Raw genomic sequence first — 14654 nt, 5'->3', positions numbered from 1 at the left:
CTGATTTGTTTGGGAATTGCGTGCGCGGCCTGAAGCGCCCGCGATGCTGGCTTGCATCCCCCTGCGCGGGCCCCCATAACCCTTCCAAGGCCCCGGGCGATGCCCGGCGGCTTCCCGTTTCCATGCGCCGGGCGGCTCCCGTCCGGCGGCCCGACCGCCGGAGCACTCCATGACCGAATCCACCCGGACCGAATCCCCCCGCACCGCGGTCCACGAGCCGCTCGAACTGCCGGTGCTGCCGCTGCGCGACGTGGTGGTGTTCCCGCACATGGTGATCCCGCTGTTCGTCGGACGCGACAAGTCGATCCGCGCCCTCGACGCGGCGATGGAGGCCGACAAGCAGATCCTGCTGGTGGCGCAGAAGTCGGCCGAGACCGACGACCCGGTCGCCGACGATCTGTACGAGGTCGGCACGCTGGCCCACGTGCTGCAGCTGCTCAAGCTGCCCGACGGCACCATCAAGGTGCTGGTGGAGGGCGTCGCGCGCACGCGCGTCAGCGAGGTTGCCGAACACGACGGCGCGTTGACCGGCCGGGCCGAGGTGATCGAGCCGCAGGCCGACCGCGAGGAACGCGAACTCGACGCGATCGCCCGTTCGCTGATGGGCCTGTTCGAGCAGTACGTGAAGACCAACCGCAAGCTGCCGCCGGAGCTGATGCAGACGCTGTCGGGCATCGACGAGCCCGGTCGCCTCGCCGATACCGTCGCCGCGCACCTGGGCGTGCGCATCGGCGACAAGCAGAAGCTGCTGGAAACCCACGGGATCGGCGCCCGGCTGGAGCAGCTGGTTGGCCTGGTCGACGGCGAGATCGACGTGCAGCAGCTGGAGAAGCGCATCCGCGGCCGGGTCAAGTCGCAGATGGAGAAGAGCCAGCGCGAGTACTACCTCAACGAGCAGATGAAGGCGATCCAGAAGGAGCTGGGCGAGATCGACGACGCGCCGAACGACATCGAAGAGCTGACCCGCAAGATCGCCGCGGCCGGCATGCCCAAGCCGGTCGAGGCCAAGGCGCGCAACGAGCTCAACAAGCTCAAGCAGATGTCGCCGATGTCGGCCGAAGCCGCGGTGGTGCGCAACTACCTGGACTGGCTGCTCGGCGTGCCGTGGAAGAAGCGCAGCAAGGTCCGCAAGGACCTGCGTGCCGCGCAGGAGGTGCTTGACGCCGACCACTTCGGCCTTGAGAAGGTGAAGGAGCGCATCCTCGAATACCTGGCCGTGCAGACCCGGGTCAAGACGATGAAGGCCCCGATCCTGTGCCTCGTCGGCCCGCCGGGCGTGGGCAAGACTTCGCTGGGCCAATCGATCGCCAAGGCGACCAACCGCAAGTTCATCCGGATGTCGCTCGGCGGCGTGCGTGACGAGGCCGAGATCCGTGGCCACCGCCGCACCTACGTCGGCTCGATGCCGGGGCGGATCGTGCAGAACCTCAACAAGGTCGGCACGAAGAATCCCCTGTTCGTGCTCGACGAAATCGACAAGATGTCGATGGACTTCCGCGGCGACCCGTCCTCGGCGCTGCTGGAGGTGCTCGACCCCGAGCAGAACCACAGCTTCAACGACCATTACCTCGAGGTCGACCTCGACCTGTCGGAGGTGATGTTCGTCGCCACCTCCAACTCGCTCAACATCCCGGGTCCGCTGCTGGACCGCATGGAAGTGATCCGCATCCCCGGCTACACCGAGGAGGAGAAGCTCAACATCGCCATGCGCTACCTGCTGCCCAAACAGATCAAGGCGAACGGACTGAAGCCCGAGGAGCTGAAGATCAGCGAGGCGGCGGTGCGCGACGTGGTGCGTTACTACACGCGCGAATCCGGCGTGCGCAACCTCGAGCGCGAGATCTCCAAGATCGCCCGCAAGGTGGTCAAGGAGATCGCGCTGGCCGGCCCGCAGAAGAAAACGAAGACCGTCAACGTCACCCCGCGCAACCTCGACAAGTACCTCGGCGTGCGCCGCTTCGACTTCGGCCGCGCGGAGGAGCAGAACGAGATCGGCCTGGTCACCGGGCTGGCCTGGACCGAGGTCGGCGGCGACCTGCTGCAGATCGAGTCGACCATGGTGCCGGGCAAGGGCCAGCTGATGCTGACCGGCCAGCTCGGCGACGTCATGAAGGAGTCGGCCTCGGCCGCGCTGAGCGTGGTCCGCGCGCGCACCGAGCGGCTCGGCATCGACCTGGAGTTCCTGCAGAAGCAGGACATCCACGTCCACGTGCCCGAGGGCGCGACCCCGAAGGACGGCCCCAGCGCCGGCATCGCGATGGCGACCGCGCTGGTCTCGATGTTGACCGGCAACCCGGTCCGTGCCGAGGTCGCGATGACGGGCGAGATCACCCTGCGTGGCCGCGTCCTGCCAATCGGCGGACTCAAGGAAAAGCTGCTGGCGGCGCTGCGTGGCGGCATCACCACGGTGATCATCCCCGAGGAGAACGAGAAGGACCTGGTCGACCTGCCGAAGAGCGTGACCCAAGGCCTGAAGATCGTCCCGGCCAAGTGGATCGACGAAGTGCTCGATGTCGCGCTGGAGCGCCCGGTGACGCCCTCGCCAGCGCCCGGTGAAGGGCAGGTGCCGGTGCGGGGCAAGAACGAACCGCTTGCGCAGGCCGGCGTCAAGCACTGATCGCAGGGAACGGCCGGATTTGCGCAAAATCGGCTGAAACCCGCGTCATTGCTGGGTTTCCGGCTTGCACCCCAAAAATGCCGCTGGTATAACGCAGGCAACCGCATCGCAGCCGGGGGGTAGGTTGCAGATGCGGCAAAGTCGGTCGAAGGTCCACCGTGCGCGGTGGCACTTCGATTCTCAGCACACCGCGGTACCAATCCGCACAGGGAGTCCACACGAATGAACAAGGGTGAGTTTGTTAGCGCCGTCGCCGACGCTGCAGAGCTGTCCAAGACCGATGCCGCCGGTGCCGTCGACGCGATGGTGAGTGTCATCACCAAGGCACTGAAGAAGGGCGACACCGTGACGCTGGTCGGCTTCGGCACCTTCGAGGTCCGCAAGCGCGCCGCCCGCCAGGGCCGCAACCCGAAGACCGGCGAGACCATCAAGATCAAGGCGTCGAAGAATCCTGCGTTCAAGGCTGGCAAAGCCCTGAAGGACGCTGTAAACTAAGCAGCTCACCCGCCGACGCTGAACATCGCGCCGGTCCTGTGATACAGGGTGCTTAGCTCAGTGGTAGAGCGTCTCCTTTACACGGAGAGGGTCGGGGGTTCGAAACCCTCAGCACCCACCAGCACCGGGTAACGTTCCAAAGTGTTCGAAGTGCGGAGTGGTAGTTCAGTTGGTTAGAATGCTGGCCTGTCACGCCGGAGGTCGCGGGTTCGAGTCCCGTCCACTCCGCCAGTAACACCGAAGCGCCGGATCCGTCCGGCGCTTCTCTTTTTATGAGAGCCGTCGTTTTTCGCATGGCTCGTTGCCGCCGCGGTTGCTGCCTTGCAGCGCCGCCGGCAACATGGTTGCACGACGTGGAGCGGTAGTTCAGTTGGTTAGAATGCTGGCCTGTCACGCCGGAGGTCGCGGGTTCGAGTCCCGTCCGCTCCGCCATCGTCGAGTTGTCCAAGGCGCCGGAAACGGCGCCTTTTTTTATGGTCCAGCCAGCCGACCCGGCAACCGCGCTAGACTGTGCGGCTTCCGCCTGACGACTGACCGTTCCCATGCTGCAGAAACTCCGCGACAAGACCTCCGGATGGATCGCCACGGTGATCCTCGGGCTGCTGATCGTTCCGTTCGCCTTCTTCGGGCTTGAGCAGTACATGGTCCAGCGCAGCAACACCACGGTGGCGACGATCCAGGCGCCACCGACCTGGTGGGCGGGCGCGCCGTCGTTCTGGCCGGTGTCGGTGTTCTGGCGCCACGAAGAGATCAACGTCGACGAGTTCCGCCAGCGCTTCGAGCAGGTGCGCCAGCAGCAACGCGCCGAACTGGGCGACGCGTTTGACGCGCGCGAGTTCGAGAGCGTGGAGAACAAGCGCCTGGTGCTGGAGACGCTCATCGACCAGCGCGTGCAGGCGATGGCGGCCGAGCAGGCCGGCGTCGTGGTCAGCGACGCGATGGTGCGCGATGCGATCCAGGCGATCCCCGCGTTCCAGGTCGACGGCCGTTTCGACCCGCAGCGCTACCAGCTCGCGCTCGCCTCGCAGGTGCCGGCGCAGAGCCCGGCGCAGTTCGACCAGCTGGTGCGCGAGGGCCTGCAGCAGAGCCTGGTGTCGACCGCGATCGCCAACAGCAACTTCGTCACCGACGCCGAACTCGACCGCCTGATCCGCCTGATGGGCGAGCGCCGCGATGTCAGCCTGATGGTGGTCCCGCCGCCGGCGACCGATCCCGCGGCCGCGCCGGCCGCTGCCGAGGTGCAGGCCTGGTACGAAGCCCACCTCGAGGACTACCGGGCGCCCGAGCGCGTCGCGATCGAGTACATCGAGCTGGACATGTCGGCGCTGCCGGCGCCGCAGCCGGCCGACGAGGCGACCCTGCGCGCGCGCTATCAGGAGGAGCAGGACAAGTTCGCGTCGCAGGAGCAGCGGCTGGCCTCGCACATCCTGATCGAGGTGCCGGCCGACGCCGATGCCGCCGCGCAGCAGGCGGCCCAGGCCGAAGCGGCGAAGGTCGCGGGGCTGGCGCGCGCCGAGGGCGCGGACTTCGCGGCGCTGGCGGCCGAGTACAGCGACGACACCGGTTCCAGCACCGCCGGCGGCGACCTCGGCTGGATCAGCCGCGACATGATGCCCGGCCCGTTCTCCGAGGCGCTGTTCGCGCTCGAGCCGGGGCAGGTCAGCGAACCGGTCAAGAGCGACTTCGGCTGGCACGTGATCCAGCTGCGCGAGGTCAAGGCCGGCGCGAGCGAGTCGTTCGAGCAGGTGCGCGAGACCCTTGCCGCCGAGCAGGCCGAGGCCGACCGTGAGCAGGCGTTCAACGACATCTCCTCGCAGGTGGTCGACGCGGTCCTCGCCAACCCGGGTGCGCTGGCGCCGGCGGCCGAGGTCGCAGGGGTGCAGGTGCAGAAACTCGGGCCGTTCCCGCGCGATGCGAGCGACGGGCTGGCGGCCAATCCGGCACTGCGGCAGGCGGCGTTCTCCGATGTGCTGATCGAGGACGGGACCGTCAGTGACCCGATCGAGATCGCGCCGGGCCGCACCGCCTGGATCCGCGTCACCGAGCACTTGCCGGCCGCCGCGCGGCCGCTGGCCGAGGTCCGCGAGCAGGTGGTGGCCGACCTGCGTTCCGACCGCGCCCGCACGGCCGCCCGCGAGCGCGCCGACGCGCTGCTGGCGAAGCTCGACGGCGGCACCACCCTGGCGGCACTGGCGGAGGCCGAATCGCTGCCGGCGCCGCAGTCGGTGCCCGGCGTGCCGCGCGGCGCACCGCTGATCGACGAGTCGGTGTCGCAGGCGATCTTCGCCACCCGGCCCGCCGCCGACGGCAAGCCGGCCCACGGCGTGCGGATCCTCGACGACGGCACCATCGTGCTGTTCGCGGTGGAGAAGGTGGTGCCGGGCGACGTCGCCGAGGTGCCGGCCGCCCAGCGCGAGATGCTGGCGGGGCAGATCGCCCAGTTCGCCGGCATGAACGACGTGCAGGCGCTGGTGTCGGCGCTGCGCGCGGGGATGAAGATCGAAGTGGTCGAGGCGAACCTCTGATCCACCGACCGGATTCGCCCCGGACACGAAAAAGCCCGGCTTCGCGCCGGGCTTTTTCGTGGGCGGAGGTTGACTGCCGCTCAGTCCTCGTCGCCGATGCCGGTCATGCCGAGGATGTTGTAGCCCGAGTCGACGTAGGTGACCTCGCCGGTGATGCCGGCGGCCAGGTCCGAGCACAGGAACGCGGCGGTGTTGCCGACGTCCTCGATCGTCACGCTGCGGCGCAGCGGCGCGTACTGCTCGAAGTGGCCGAGCATCTTGCGGAAGTTGGCGATGCCCGCGGCCGACAGGGTCTTGATCGGGCCGGCCGAGATCGCGTTGACGCGGGTGCCCTCCGGACCGAGGTTGAGCGCGAGGTAGCGAACCGTCGCCTCGAGGCTGGCCTTGGCCACGCCCATCACGTTGTAGTTCTGCAGCGCGCGCTCGGCACCGAGGTAGCTCAGGGTCAGGATCGAGCCGTTGCGGTCCTTCATCAGCGGGCGCGCGGCCTTGGCCATCGCCGCCAGCGAGAACGCCGAGATCTCGTGCGCGGTGTTCCAGTTCTCGCGGGTCAGTCCATCGAGGAATTCGCCCTCGATCGCCTCGCGCGGGGCGTAGGCGATCGCGTGGACGAGGATGTCGAAGCCGTCCCAGCGCTGGCCGAGCTGCTCGAAGCAGGCGTTGATCTGCTCGTCGCTGGAGACGTCCAGCGGCAGAACGATGTCGCTGCCCAGCGCGGCCGCGGCCTTCTCGACCCGCGGGCGCAGCTTGTCGTTGAGGTAGGTGAAGGCCAGTTCCGCGCCCTGGCGGTGCATGGCCTCGGCGATGCCGCTGGCGATCGAGCGGTCGCTGGCGATGCCGGTGATGAGTGCGCGCTTGCCTTGCAGGAAACCCATGGTTGCTCCTCGATGCTCGTTGCGGCCGGGCGTGGCCGGCAATCCGCTAGTTTAACCACCCGGCGAGGGATCGATGGGCCGCGGCGGCCGTCAGTCGCTGCCGGCGCCGCGCCCCCGCGGATCGTCGGCGACGGGGGCCGGGCCCCGCGTCTGGGCGACGGCGGCCGGGGCGTCGCCGGTGCCTTGCCCTTGAGCGTCCACCGGTTCCAGCGCCGCGTACGCCGGCGTGGGCACCAGCAGCCGGACCATGTTGCCGTCGTGGCGGATACGGCCGGCGACGAAGGCGGGGTTCAGCCGTCGCAGGTGCCTGGGGTCGCGGCCGTTGGCCTGCGCCCAGCCTTCGACGCGGGTGACGTCGGGTGCCACGTCGACCGGCACCAGCCGCGGCACCGGCCGGTCGAGCGCTCGCATCCACTGTTCGCCATCCTCGGCTTCCTCAAGCAAACAGGCCAGCGCCTGCAGCTTGCGCACGTAGGCGTGGGTGATGCCGGAGACGCCCGGCAACTCCTCCGGTCGGGCGTCGCGCGCGACCTGGCCGGCCTTCCGGAGCGCACCGAGGATCCGGTACTCGCCGGCGTTGTAGGCCATTGCCGCCAGGCGCCAGTCGCCGGCGAACATGCCGTGCAGGGTCTTGAGGTAGCGCACCGCGGCGCGGGTCGAGTCGATCGGCGACAGGCGGCCGTCGTAGCCGCTGCGGATCGGCACCTTCTGGGCGCGCGCGGTGAGCTTGATCATCTGCCACAGCCCGGTCGGGCCGAGCGGGCTGCGGGCGTCGGGCTTGTAGCCGCTTTCGACGAACGGGATCAGCGCGTACTCGGTCGGCAGGCTGGCCTCCTGCAGGGCGTCGACGACGTAGCCGAACAGGGCGAGGGTGCCCTCGTCGGCTTCGGCGAGGCGGCCCGGCGCGCCGGCGAAGTGCTTGCGCCAGCGCTCGCTCACGCCGGCGGTGCAGGCGGGGCCGGAGAGGCCTTCGCGGAACTGGCGGTAGATGTCGTGGCCGTTGCGGGGCTGCGGCGGCGTTTCGATGACGGCGCTGCCGGGGGCGGTGCTGCTGGCGGTGGCGCCTGCCGGGGCATCGCTGGCCGCCGCCACCGGCAGCAACATCGCCAACGCGCATGCGGCCGCCAACGGGAACCCGCGTGTGCGCCGGGTCATCCGGCGAACCCGTCCTTCCAGCGACGCAGCCCGGCGAACACCGCCGTCGCGTCGGCGAGCGGCTGGCCGGCGTGGCGCTCGACCGCGGCGACCACGGCCGGCTGGTCGCAACGCAGGAACGGATTGCACGCGAGTTCTTCGGCAAGCGTGCCGGGCAGGGTGGGGCGGGCGTCGTCGCGCATGGCCTTGGCCTCTTCGGTTCGGCGCCGCAGCGCCGGGTTGTCGGGGTCGACCACGCGCGCGAAGGCGGCGTTGGACAACGTGTATTCGTGGCCGCAGCAGACCCGGGTGGGGCCCGGCAGGGCGGCCAGGCGCGATAGTGAATCGTGCATCTGCGCCGCGCTACCCTCGAAAAGACGGCCGCAACCGAGGCTGAACAGGGTGTCGCCGCAGAACAGCAGGCTTTCCGCGCCCGCCTCGTGGAAAAACGCGATGTGGCTGGTGGTGTGGCCCGGGACCTCGATCACGTCGAAAGCGAGGCCGGCGGCACGGACGGTATCGCCGTTGCCGACCCGGCGGGTCGTGGTCGTGATACGCGTGTCGTGCGGGCCGTGGACCTCCAGCCCGGGCCAGCGCGCGTGCAGTTGAGCAGTGCCACCGACGTGGTCGTGATGGTGGTGGGTCAGCAGGACCGCGTCGACCGCGAACCCTCCGGCATCGGCCGCCGCCAGCACCGGCGCCGCGTCACCGGGGTCGACCACCAGCGCGCCGTCGCCGGTGCGCAGCAACCAGATGTAGTTGTCGGCCAGCGCGGGCAAGGCTTGCAGTTGCATGGCGGCTCCTTGGGGGCGCGCCGGGTCTGGCGCAGAATGGCCGGGTCGCCATCGGTGGCGAGGCTTCGCGACCATGCCCCTGACCCTGTCCGATCGTCAAACCGGGCCCACCGGCTCGCCCTTCGACTGGTTCGCCGGCGTGGCCGGCCAGCGTCTGCTCGACGACGAGGCGCGCGCGGTGCAGCGGGTCATCAGTGGCTGCCCGGCGCTGCCGCGGATCTGGCTCGGCGTCGATGCCGCGCCGCTGCCGAACGCGGGCGCGCGCGGACTGCTGCTGCGGCACGGCCCCGACCGGTGGAACGGCTCACTGCACTGCCGGTTGCCGTTGCCGCTGGCCAGCGAGGCGTTCGGCGCGGTACTGCTGCAGCACGTGCTCGACGACGCCGCGGCGCCCGACGAATTGCTGGGCGAATGCGCCCGCATCCTCGCGCCCGGCGGCACGTTGTGGCTGGCCGCGCTCAACCCGTGGACGCCGTACCGGTTGCGCTGGGCCCGCAGCGGCCTGCGTGCGCGCGACCCGGGCCATTGGCAGGCGGCGCTGCGGCGCTCCGGTTTCCCGGCCGGTGCGGTCAGCCTGCAGTGGATCGGCTCGCACTGGCGCGAGGGTTCAGGCGGTGCCGGCGTCGGCGCGACCGACCGCCTGCGCGCGAGCTTCGCGCTGACGGTCAACAAGCGCGAGCGCGCCGTGGTGCCGCCCGCGCGCCTGCAGCGCCTGCGCTGGCAGGCCGGGCGGAACCCGGCCCACGCCGACGCGCACCGCCAGCCGGCAACGCCGATAATGCGCGGATGACGAATGCGAAAAAACAGGTCGAGATCCACACCGACGGCGCCTGCCTCGGCAATCCCGGACCCGGCGGCTGGGCCGCGCTGCTGCGTTACGGCGAACGCGAGCGCGAACTGGTCGGCGGCGAAGTCGACACCACCAACAACCGGATGGAGCTGATGGCGGCGATCGCCGCGCTTGAGGCGCTGACCGCGCCATGCGAGGTGGTCCTGCACACCGACTCCCAGTACGTGCGCCAGGGCATCACCACGTGGATGGCCAACTGGCTGCGTCGCGGCTGGAAGACCGCCGCCGGCGAGCCGGTCAAGAACCGCGACCTGTGGGAGCGCCTGCACGCGGCCGCGCAGCGCCACGCGGTCGACTGGCGCTGGGTGAAGGGCCACTCCGGCAACCCCGACAACGAGCGCGTCGACGTGCTCGCGCGCGACGAGGCGATCAAGCTGCGCACCGCCGCCGCGGTCCATGCGCGCTGAGTCGCAGCCGCTGCGCCGCGCTCGCTTACACTGACCGCCATGCGCCAGGTCATCCTCGATACCGAAACCACCGGCCTGAGCTGGGAGCGCGGCAACCGCGTGGTCGAGATCGGCTGCGTCGAGTTCGTCGAGCGCCGGCCGACCGGGCGGACCTTCCACCGTTACCTCAACCCGGACCGCGAGTTCGAGCAGGGCGCGCAGGAGGTCACCGGGCTGACGCTGGAGTTCCTCGCCGACAAGCCGCGCTTCGCCGAGGTGGTCGACGAGTTCCTCGAGTTCATCGACGGCGCCGAGCTGGTGATCCACAACGCCGCGTTCGACGTCGGCTTCCTCGACAACGAGCTGCGGATGGCGGGCGCGCAGTACGGCTGTCTCGGCGACCGCTGCCGGGTGGAGGACTCGCTGTTGCTGGCGCGCCAGCGCTTCCCGGGCCAGCGCAACTCGCTGGACGCCCTGTGCCGCCGGCTCGGCGTCGACAACGCCCACCGCCAATTGCACGGCGCGCTGCTCGACGCCCAGTTGCTGGCCGAGGTCTACATCGGCCTGACCTCGGGCCAGGAGGAGATCGGCTTCGACGCCGCCGAGGCGCAGGTCGAGGAAGTCGCGGTGCCGCGCTTCAAGCTCGACACCAGTCGTCCGCGGCCGCGGGTCGAGGTGGAAGCGGCCGACCTGGCGGCGCACGAGGCACGCCTGGCGACGCTGCGCAAAAAGGCCGGCGTGGCGCTGTGGGACCGTGCCTTCGCGGACGGCGAAGCGGAGGCGGTCGCAGGCTGAGGCGCCGCGGCGGGGTGGTCAGTGCCCGCCGGAGTGTCGCTCAGTGACGGCGCACCAGCACCACGGTGATGTTGTCGGAGCCGCCACCATCGAGTGCCGCCGCCACCAGCCGGTCGACGCACTCCTGCGCGCTGCAGTCGTCGTGCTCCAGCACCCGCGCGATGCTGCGGTCGTCGACCTCCTCGGTCAGGCCGTCGCTGCACAGCAGCAGCTGCATGCCGGGGCGCAACTCGCCGGTCATGGTCTCGACGTTGAGGTTGCGCGGGTCGGTCACGCCCAGTGCCTGGGTGACCACGTTGCGGTGCGGGTGGCTGCGCGCCTGTTCGTGGGTGATCGCGCCATTGGCGATCAGCTCCTGCACGTAGCTGTGGTCCTGCGACAGCTGCGCCAGCTGGCCGTCGCGCCACAGGTAGATGCGGCTGTCGCCGACCCAGGCGACCTCGAAGCGGTTGCCGCTGATCCGCGCGGCGACCACGGTCGTGCCCATCGGCAGCGCGTCGTGGCGGCGGCGCGAGGTGCGCATGATCTCCTCGTCGGCGATCCGGATCGCCTGCGCCAGCGGGGTGCCGTCGCGGACCTCGCGGACGATCGTCTCGCGTGCCAGCGCGCTGGCCACTTCGCCGTACTCGTGGCCGCCCATGCCGTCGGCCACCAGCCACAGCCCGAGTTCGCTGTCGCCGTAATAGCTGTCCTCGTTGAGCTCGCGGCGCAGGCCGACGTGCGTCAGGTGTCCGAATTCGATCATGGGTCGGTCATGCCTGTCGCGGCGTCGGCTCTTCCAATGCGTAGAACGGAATCATCGGGGCCGTGCGGCCGCGAGGCAAGGCGCGCGCGGCGTCGCGTCGCGGCCGGCGGGGTGCGGCGAAAGCACCGGGCGAAAAAAGGGCTGCCGGAGCAGCCCTTGCGATCTGGCGGAGAGGGGGGGATTCGAACCCCCGGTACGCTATTAACGTACGCCTGATTTCGAATCAGGTACATTCAACCGCTCTGCCACCTCTCCGGTTGCAGTCGAGCCGGGAATGATACGGGTGACCGGCCGCCCCGGCAATATCCCGGACGCACGCCGTCGCCGCGGCGGTACACTGCCCACCCCCTTTGGCTGAACGGCGGCGTCATGTCCGAAATCCTGGTCCCGGTGTCCTTTGGCGAACTGCTCGACAAGATCGCGATCCTGCAGATCAAGTCCGAGCGCATGAGCGATCCGGCCAAGCTGGCCAACGTCCGCAACGAACTCTCCGCGCTGGAGAAGACCTGGCTGGCGCACCCGGCCGCCGGCACCGACATCGTCCGCCTGCGTGCGGACCTGAAGGCCGTCAACGAGCGGCTGTGGGACATCGAGGACGACATCCGGCTCAAGGAGAAGGCCCAGGCCTTCGACGAGGGCTTCGTCAAGCTCGCCCGCAGCGTGTACTTCCAGAACGACGAGCGCGCCCGCCTCAAGCGCGAGATCAACACCGCGCTTGGCTCGGCGTACGTCGAGGAGAAGTCGTACGAGGACTACACCGGTGGCGACGCGCCCTGACGCGCAGCGCCGGCGCTAGGCCGGTGGCCGTGCGGGGTGGTCCGCGCGGTAGCGCTCGAACGCGGCGACGGCGTCGTCGACCGTGACCAGTTCCATCACCCCGTCGTGCTCGATCTTGGTGCCCCAGGCGAGTTCCGCCGCGGGCTTGCCGAGGTAGCGGCGGGCGGCGTCGTCGTAGCGGTCGACGCAGTAGCGGCGGTCCGAGTACGGGCCGCTGCGGGCCGGGTTGCTGGCCGCGTGCAGCCCCAGCACCTTGCTGCCCATCGCGTTGGCGATGTGCATCGGGCCGGAGTCCGGCGTCATCACCAGGTCGGCGCGTTCCAGCAGCGCCGGCAACTGCTTGAGCGTGTCCTTGCCGACCAGGTCGAGCACCGGTCCGCGCATCGCGGCGATGATCGCGTCGGCGGTGTCGCGCTCCAGCTGGCTGCGGCCGCCACACAGCACCACGCGCCAGCCCCGGTCGGCGGCGTGGTCGGCCACCGCGGCGTAGCGGTCGGCCATCCAGTTGCGGCGGACGTGGCTGGAACACGGCGAGATCATCAGCACCGGAGCGCCGTCGGCGGGCCACTGCGCCGCGGCCCAGGCGCGGGCGTCGTCCGGCACCGGCAGGTCCCAGCGCACGTGCTCCTGCCGCAGGCCGAGCGGCTCGCTGAAGCTGCCGATCGCGTCGAGCACGTGGATGCCCGGGCGGTCGGCGATCCGCCGGTTGATGAAGAGCCCGTGGCCATCCTTCGAGCGGCTGCGGTCGTAGCCCACCCGCAGCCGCGCCGGGATGAATGCCGACAGCAGGTTGGCACGCGCCGACACCTGCATCTGCAGCAGCACGTCGAACCGCCCGTGCCGCGCGCGCAGTTCGCGACGCAACGCCCGCATGCCGGCCAGCCCGGACTTCTTGTCGTATTCGACGAACTCCACCCCTTCCAGCCCCTGCAGCAGGCGGTGTTCGCCCTTGCCGATGACCCAGGTCAGCGGCACGTCGGGCCATGCCGCGCGCAGGGTGCGCACCAGCGGCACCACGTGGGTCACGTCGCCCAGCGCGGAAAGCCGCAGCAGGCAGATGGAAGCAGGTGCGGGCGGGATGTGAATTGCTATGCTCCGGCGGATGACGGGGTATGACGCCGCTGAAGGACTGACGCCGTTCCGCGACGACAGCGGGTTCGGCGCGATTCTGTTCGACCAGACTCGGGTGCGGCAAGTCGAGCCGGAGTGGTTTTCGCCTGCGTGGTGGGAAGACCGCGCGCGCCCGGTGGCCAGCGGCGGCCGCGGCGGCGCCTGGTTCATCGATGCCGACTTCGGCGAGGCGGTGTTGCGGCGCTACCTGCGCGGCGGCCTCGTGGCGCATTTCAACCACGACCGTTACCTGTGGCACGGGGCGACGCGCACCCGAAGCTTCGCCGAGTTCCGCCTGACCCGCGCCGCCGCCGCGAAGGGCGTGCCGGTGCCGGCGCCGATCGCCGCGTACTACCGGCGCGAGGGCGCGCACTACCGCGCGGCGATCCTGATCGAGCGGCTGCCTGGCGTCCGCACCTTGGCCGACCGCGCCGCGGTCGCCGGCGATGGCGCGCCGTGGGAGGAGGCCGGCCGGCTGGTCGCGCGCGCCCACCGTGCCGGGCTGGACCACGCCGACCTCAACGCCCACAACCTGATGTTCGACCCGACCGGGCGTGGCTGGGTGATCGACCTGGACCGCGGCCGGCTGCGCATCCCCGCGACCGGCTGGCGCGAGCGCAACCTCGTGCGGTTGAAGCGCTCACTGCTGAAGCTGCGCGGCGAGCGTACGGTCGAGGCGGTCGAGCGCGATTTCGCGCGGCTGCGCGACGCCTACGACCGCGTCTGGGCGAGGGGCGTCTGAGATGGCGTGGGCATTGCGACTGCACGGGGTCGGCAACGCGTCGGCGGTCGAGCTTGGCTCGGCGATGGCGACGCTCGAGCGCGACGGCCGGCCGTGGCTGACCATCGACTGCGGCGGCGAGGGCCTGACCGCCTGCCTGCGCGAATACGGCGAGGCGCCGCGCGCGCTGTTCATCACCCACACCCACCTGGACCACGTCGCCGGTTTCGAGCGGCTGTTCGTCGAGAGCTACTTCGACGAGTCCCGCCGCGGGCGGGTGAGCCTGTACGTACCCGCCAAGCTGGTGCCGCTGCTGCACCAGCGTGTCGGCGACTACCCGAATCCGCTGGCCGAGGGCGGCGCCAACTTCTGGGACGCGTTCCAGGTGATCCCGGTCGGCGATGCGTTCTGGCACGACGGCGTGCGGCTGGAGGTGTTCCCGACCCGCCACCACTGGCCCGACACCTCGTTCGGCCTGCGCCTGCGCGGCAGCGTGGTGTGGACCGGCGACACCCGGCCGATCCCCGAGGTGTTGGCCCGCGTTGCCGACGACGGCGAACTGGTCGCGCACGACTGCGCGCTGCACGGCAACCCGTCGCACAGCGGCATCGAGGACCTGGAGCACGAGTACCCGCGCGAACTGCTCGCGCGCTGCCTGCTATACCACTACGCCAGCGAGGAAGAAGGGCGGCAGTTGGAAGCGCGCGGCTACCGGATCGGCCGGCCGGGCGAGAGGGTCGAGTTGCGCGCGACGACCTCGATGCAGGTCGGTACCGGCCGCTGAGCGGTGCGACACGGCGTGGCTCGGCGCAGACGTAGGTGCGGGCGGC

At 70.3% G+C, this 14654-nt stretch carries 14 protein-coding genes and 4 tRNA genes; 12 read left to right on the top strand and 6 right to left on the bottom strand.

From position 1 onward, the window contains the following. The first annotated feature begins 169 nt into the window (after window positions 1–169). The 6 genes from lon (at window position 170) to N799_RS04440 (ending at window position 5637) form a co-directional block, all read left to right on the top strand. Complete coding sequence (lon, locus tag N799_RS04465) at window positions 170–2617, top strand: endopeptidase La (protein ID WP_052101210.1); 2448 nt, start codon at window positions 170–172, stop codon at window positions 2615–2617. A 222-nt stretch (window positions 2618–2839) separates the two neighbouring features. Continuing rightward, window positions 2840–3112: an HU family DNA-binding protein gene (locus N799_RS04460; RefSeq protein WP_036208465.1), complete on the top strand. Its 273-nt coding sequence runs from the start codon at window positions 2840–2842 to the stop codon at window positions 3110–3112. 46 nt (window positions 3113–3158) lie between these two features. Then, window positions 3159–3233, top strand: a tRNA-Val gene (locus tag N799_RS04455). A 33-nt stretch (window positions 3234–3266) separates the two neighbouring features. Continuing rightward, window positions 3267–3343 (top strand) — tRNA-Asp (locus N799_RS04450). A gap of 124 nt (window positions 3344–3467) precedes the next feature. After that, window positions 3468–3544 (top strand) — tRNA-Asp (locus N799_RS04445). A gap of 110 nt (window positions 3545–3654) precedes the next feature. Beyond that, on the top strand, window positions 3655–5637 hold the full coding sequence (locus tag N799_RS04440) for a peptidyl-prolyl cis-trans isomerase (protein ID WP_036208463.1): 1983 nt from the start codon (window positions 3655–3657) through the stop codon (window positions 5635–5637). A gap of 80 nt (window positions 5638–5717) precedes the next feature. On the opposite strand, the gene N799_RS04435 is transcribed toward N799_RS04440, so the two are convergent. The 3 genes from N799_RS04435 to gloB form a co-directional block, all read right to left on the bottom strand. Beyond that, a complete protein-coding gene (locus N799_RS04435; RefSeq protein WP_036208460.1) occupies window positions 5718–6512 on the bottom strand; it encodes an enoyl-ACP reductase FabI in 795 nt (264 codons plus the stop codon). 90 nt (window positions 6513–6602) lie between these two features. Then, complete coding sequence (locus N799_RS04430) at window positions 6603–7667, bottom strand: lytic transglycosylase domain-containing protein (RefSeq protein ID WP_081974690.1); 1065 nt, start codon at window positions 7665–7667, stop codon at window positions 6603–6605. Further along, on the bottom strand, window positions 7664–8440 hold the full coding sequence (gloB, locus tag N799_RS04425) for a hydroxyacylglutathione hydrolase (RefSeq protein WP_036208456.1): 777 nt from the start codon (window positions 8438–8440) through the stop codon (window positions 7664–7666). Before gloB ends, N799_RS04430 begins: the two co-directional genes overlap by 4 nt. A 73-nt stretch (window positions 8441–8513) precedes the next feature. Between gloB and N799_RS04420 the strand changes: the two genes are divergently transcribed. The 3 genes from N799_RS04420 to dnaQ are packed head-to-tail and all read left to right on the top strand — an operon-like array spanning window position 8514 to window position 10471. Then, the gene (locus tag N799_RS04420; protein ID WP_052101208.1) at window positions 8514–9230 is read left to right on the top strand and encodes a methyltransferase domain-containing protein; all 717 of its coding nucleotides are present in this window, start codon (window positions 8514–8516) and stop codon (window positions 9228–9230) included. Further along, on the top strand, window positions 9227–9697 hold the full coding sequence (rnhA, locus tag N799_RS04415; RefSeq protein ID WP_036208453.1) for a ribonuclease HI: 471 nt from the start codon (window positions 9227–9229) through the stop codon (window positions 9695–9697). Before N799_RS04420 ends, rnhA begins: the two co-directional genes overlap by 4 nt. A 39-nt stretch (window positions 9698–9736) precedes the next feature. Then, the gene (gene dnaQ, locus N799_RS04410; RefSeq protein WP_036208452.1) at window positions 9737–10471 is read left to right on the top strand and encodes a DNA polymerase III subunit epsilon; all 735 of its coding nucleotides are present in this window, start codon (window positions 9737–9739) and stop codon (window positions 10469–10471) included. A 40-nt stretch (window positions 10472–10511) separates the two neighbouring features. On the opposite strand, the gene N799_RS04405 is transcribed toward dnaQ, so the two are convergent. Together N799_RS04405 and N799_RS04400 are read right to left on the bottom strand one after the other, a co-directional pair. Further along, complete coding sequence (locus N799_RS04405; RefSeq protein ID WP_036208450.1) at window positions 10512–11216, bottom strand: Stp1/IreP family PP2C-type Ser/Thr phosphatase; 705 nt, start codon at window positions 11214–11216, stop codon at window positions 10512–10514. Between the two features lie 164 nt (window positions 11217–11380). Continuing rightward, a tRNA-Ser gene (locus N799_RS04400) sits at window positions 11381–11471 on the bottom strand. A 114-nt stretch (window positions 11472–11585) separates the two neighbouring features. On the opposite strand from N799_RS04400, the gene N799_RS04395 reads away from it, so the two are divergent. Beyond that, window positions 11586–11993 carry a DUF6165 family protein gene (locus N799_RS04395; RefSeq protein ID WP_036208448.1) on the top strand — a complete coding sequence of 136 codons (408 nt, stop codon included), beginning with the start codon at window positions 11586–11588 and terminating at the stop codon, window positions 11991–11993. A 15-nt stretch (window positions 11994–12008) separates the two neighbouring features. Here the strand turns inward: N799_RS04395 and N799_RS04390 are convergent, their stop codons facing one another. After that, entirely contained in the window at window positions 12009–13073 is a 1065-nt protein-coding gene (locus tag N799_RS04390; protein ID WP_152597814.1) for a glycosyltransferase family 9 protein, read from the bottom strand. Window positions 13074–13095: 22 nt separating this feature from the next. On the opposite strand from N799_RS04390, the gene N799_RS04385 reads away from it, so the two are divergent. Beyond that, the gene (locus tag N799_RS04385) at window positions 13096–13845 is read left to right on the top strand and encodes a 3-deoxy-D-manno-octulosonic acid kinase (RefSeq protein WP_036208571.1); all 750 of its coding nucleotides are present in this window, start codon (window positions 13096–13098) and stop codon (window positions 13843–13845) included. 1 nt (window position 13846) lies between these two features. Then, window positions 13847–14608, top strand: a complete 762-nt coding sequence (locus N799_RS04380; RefSeq protein WP_036208446.1) for an MBL fold metallo-hydrolase — start codon at window positions 13847–13849, stop codon at window positions 14606–14608. The last annotated feature ends 46 nt before the right edge of the window (window positions 14609–14654 follow it).

The sequence above is a fragment of the Lysobacter arseniciresistens ZS79 genome (genome assembly GCF_000768335.1).
Taxonomy (GTDB): domain Bacteria; phylum Pseudomonadota; class Gammaproteobacteria; order Xanthomonadales; family Xanthomonadaceae; genus Novilysobacter; species Novilysobacter arseniciresistens.
Note: the sequence above shows the minus strand (reverse complement) of the source record. Positions and strands in the feature narration are given on the sequence as shown.

What these genes read in the sequence shown, in the direction of transcription:
- lon (WP_052101210.1), top strand. Translation starts at nt 170, where the DNA reads ATGACCGAATCCACCCGGACCGAATCCCCCCGCACCGCGGTCCACGAG.
- N799_RS04460 (WP_036208465.1), top strand. Translation starts at nt 2,840, where the DNA reads ATGAACAAGGGTGAGTTTGTTAGCGCCGTCGCCGACGCTGCAGAGCTG.
- N799_RS04440 (WP_036208463.1), top strand. Translation starts at nt 3,655, where the DNA reads ATGCTGCAGAAACTCCGCGACAAGACCTCCGGATGGATCGCCACGGTG.
- N799_RS04435 (WP_036208460.1), bottom strand. Translation starts at nt 6,512, where the DNA reads ATGGGTTTCCTGCAAGGCAAGCGCGCACTCATCACCGGCATCGCCAGC.
- N799_RS04430 (WP_081974690.1), bottom strand. Translation starts at nt 7,667, where the DNA reads ATGACCCGGCGCACACGCGGGTTCCCGTTGGCGGCCGCATGCGCGTTG.
- gloB (WP_036208456.1), bottom strand. Translation starts at nt 8,440, where the DNA reads ATGCAACTGCAAGCCTTGCCCGCGCTGGCCGACAACTACATCTGGTTG.
- N799_RS04420 (WP_052101208.1), top strand. Translation starts at nt 8,514, where the DNA reads ATGCCCCTGACCCTGTCCGATCGTCAAACCGGGCCCACCGGCTCGCCC.
- rnhA (WP_036208453.1), top strand. Translation starts at nt 9,227, where the DNA reads ATGACGAATGCGAAAAAACAGGTCGAGATCCACACCGACGGCGCCTGC.
- dnaQ (WP_036208452.1), top strand. Translation starts at nt 9,737, where the DNA reads ATGCGCCAGGTCATCCTCGATACCGAAACCACCGGCCTGAGCTGGGAG.
- N799_RS04405 (WP_036208450.1), bottom strand. Translation starts at nt 11,216, where the DNA reads ATGATCGAATTCGGACACCTGACGCACGTCGGCCTGCGCCGCGAGCTC.
- N799_RS04395 (WP_036208448.1), top strand. Translation starts at nt 11,586, where the DNA reads ATGTCCGAAATCCTGGTCCCGGTGTCCTTTGGCGAACTGCTCGACAAG.
- N799_RS04385 (WP_036208571.1), top strand. Translation starts at nt 13,096, where the DNA reads ATGACGGGGTATGACGCCGCTGAAGGACTGACGCCGTTCCGCGACGAC.
- N799_RS04380 (WP_036208446.1), top strand. Translation starts at nt 13,847, where the DNA reads ATGGCGTGGGCATTGCGACTGCACGGGGTCGGCAACGCGTCGGCGGTC.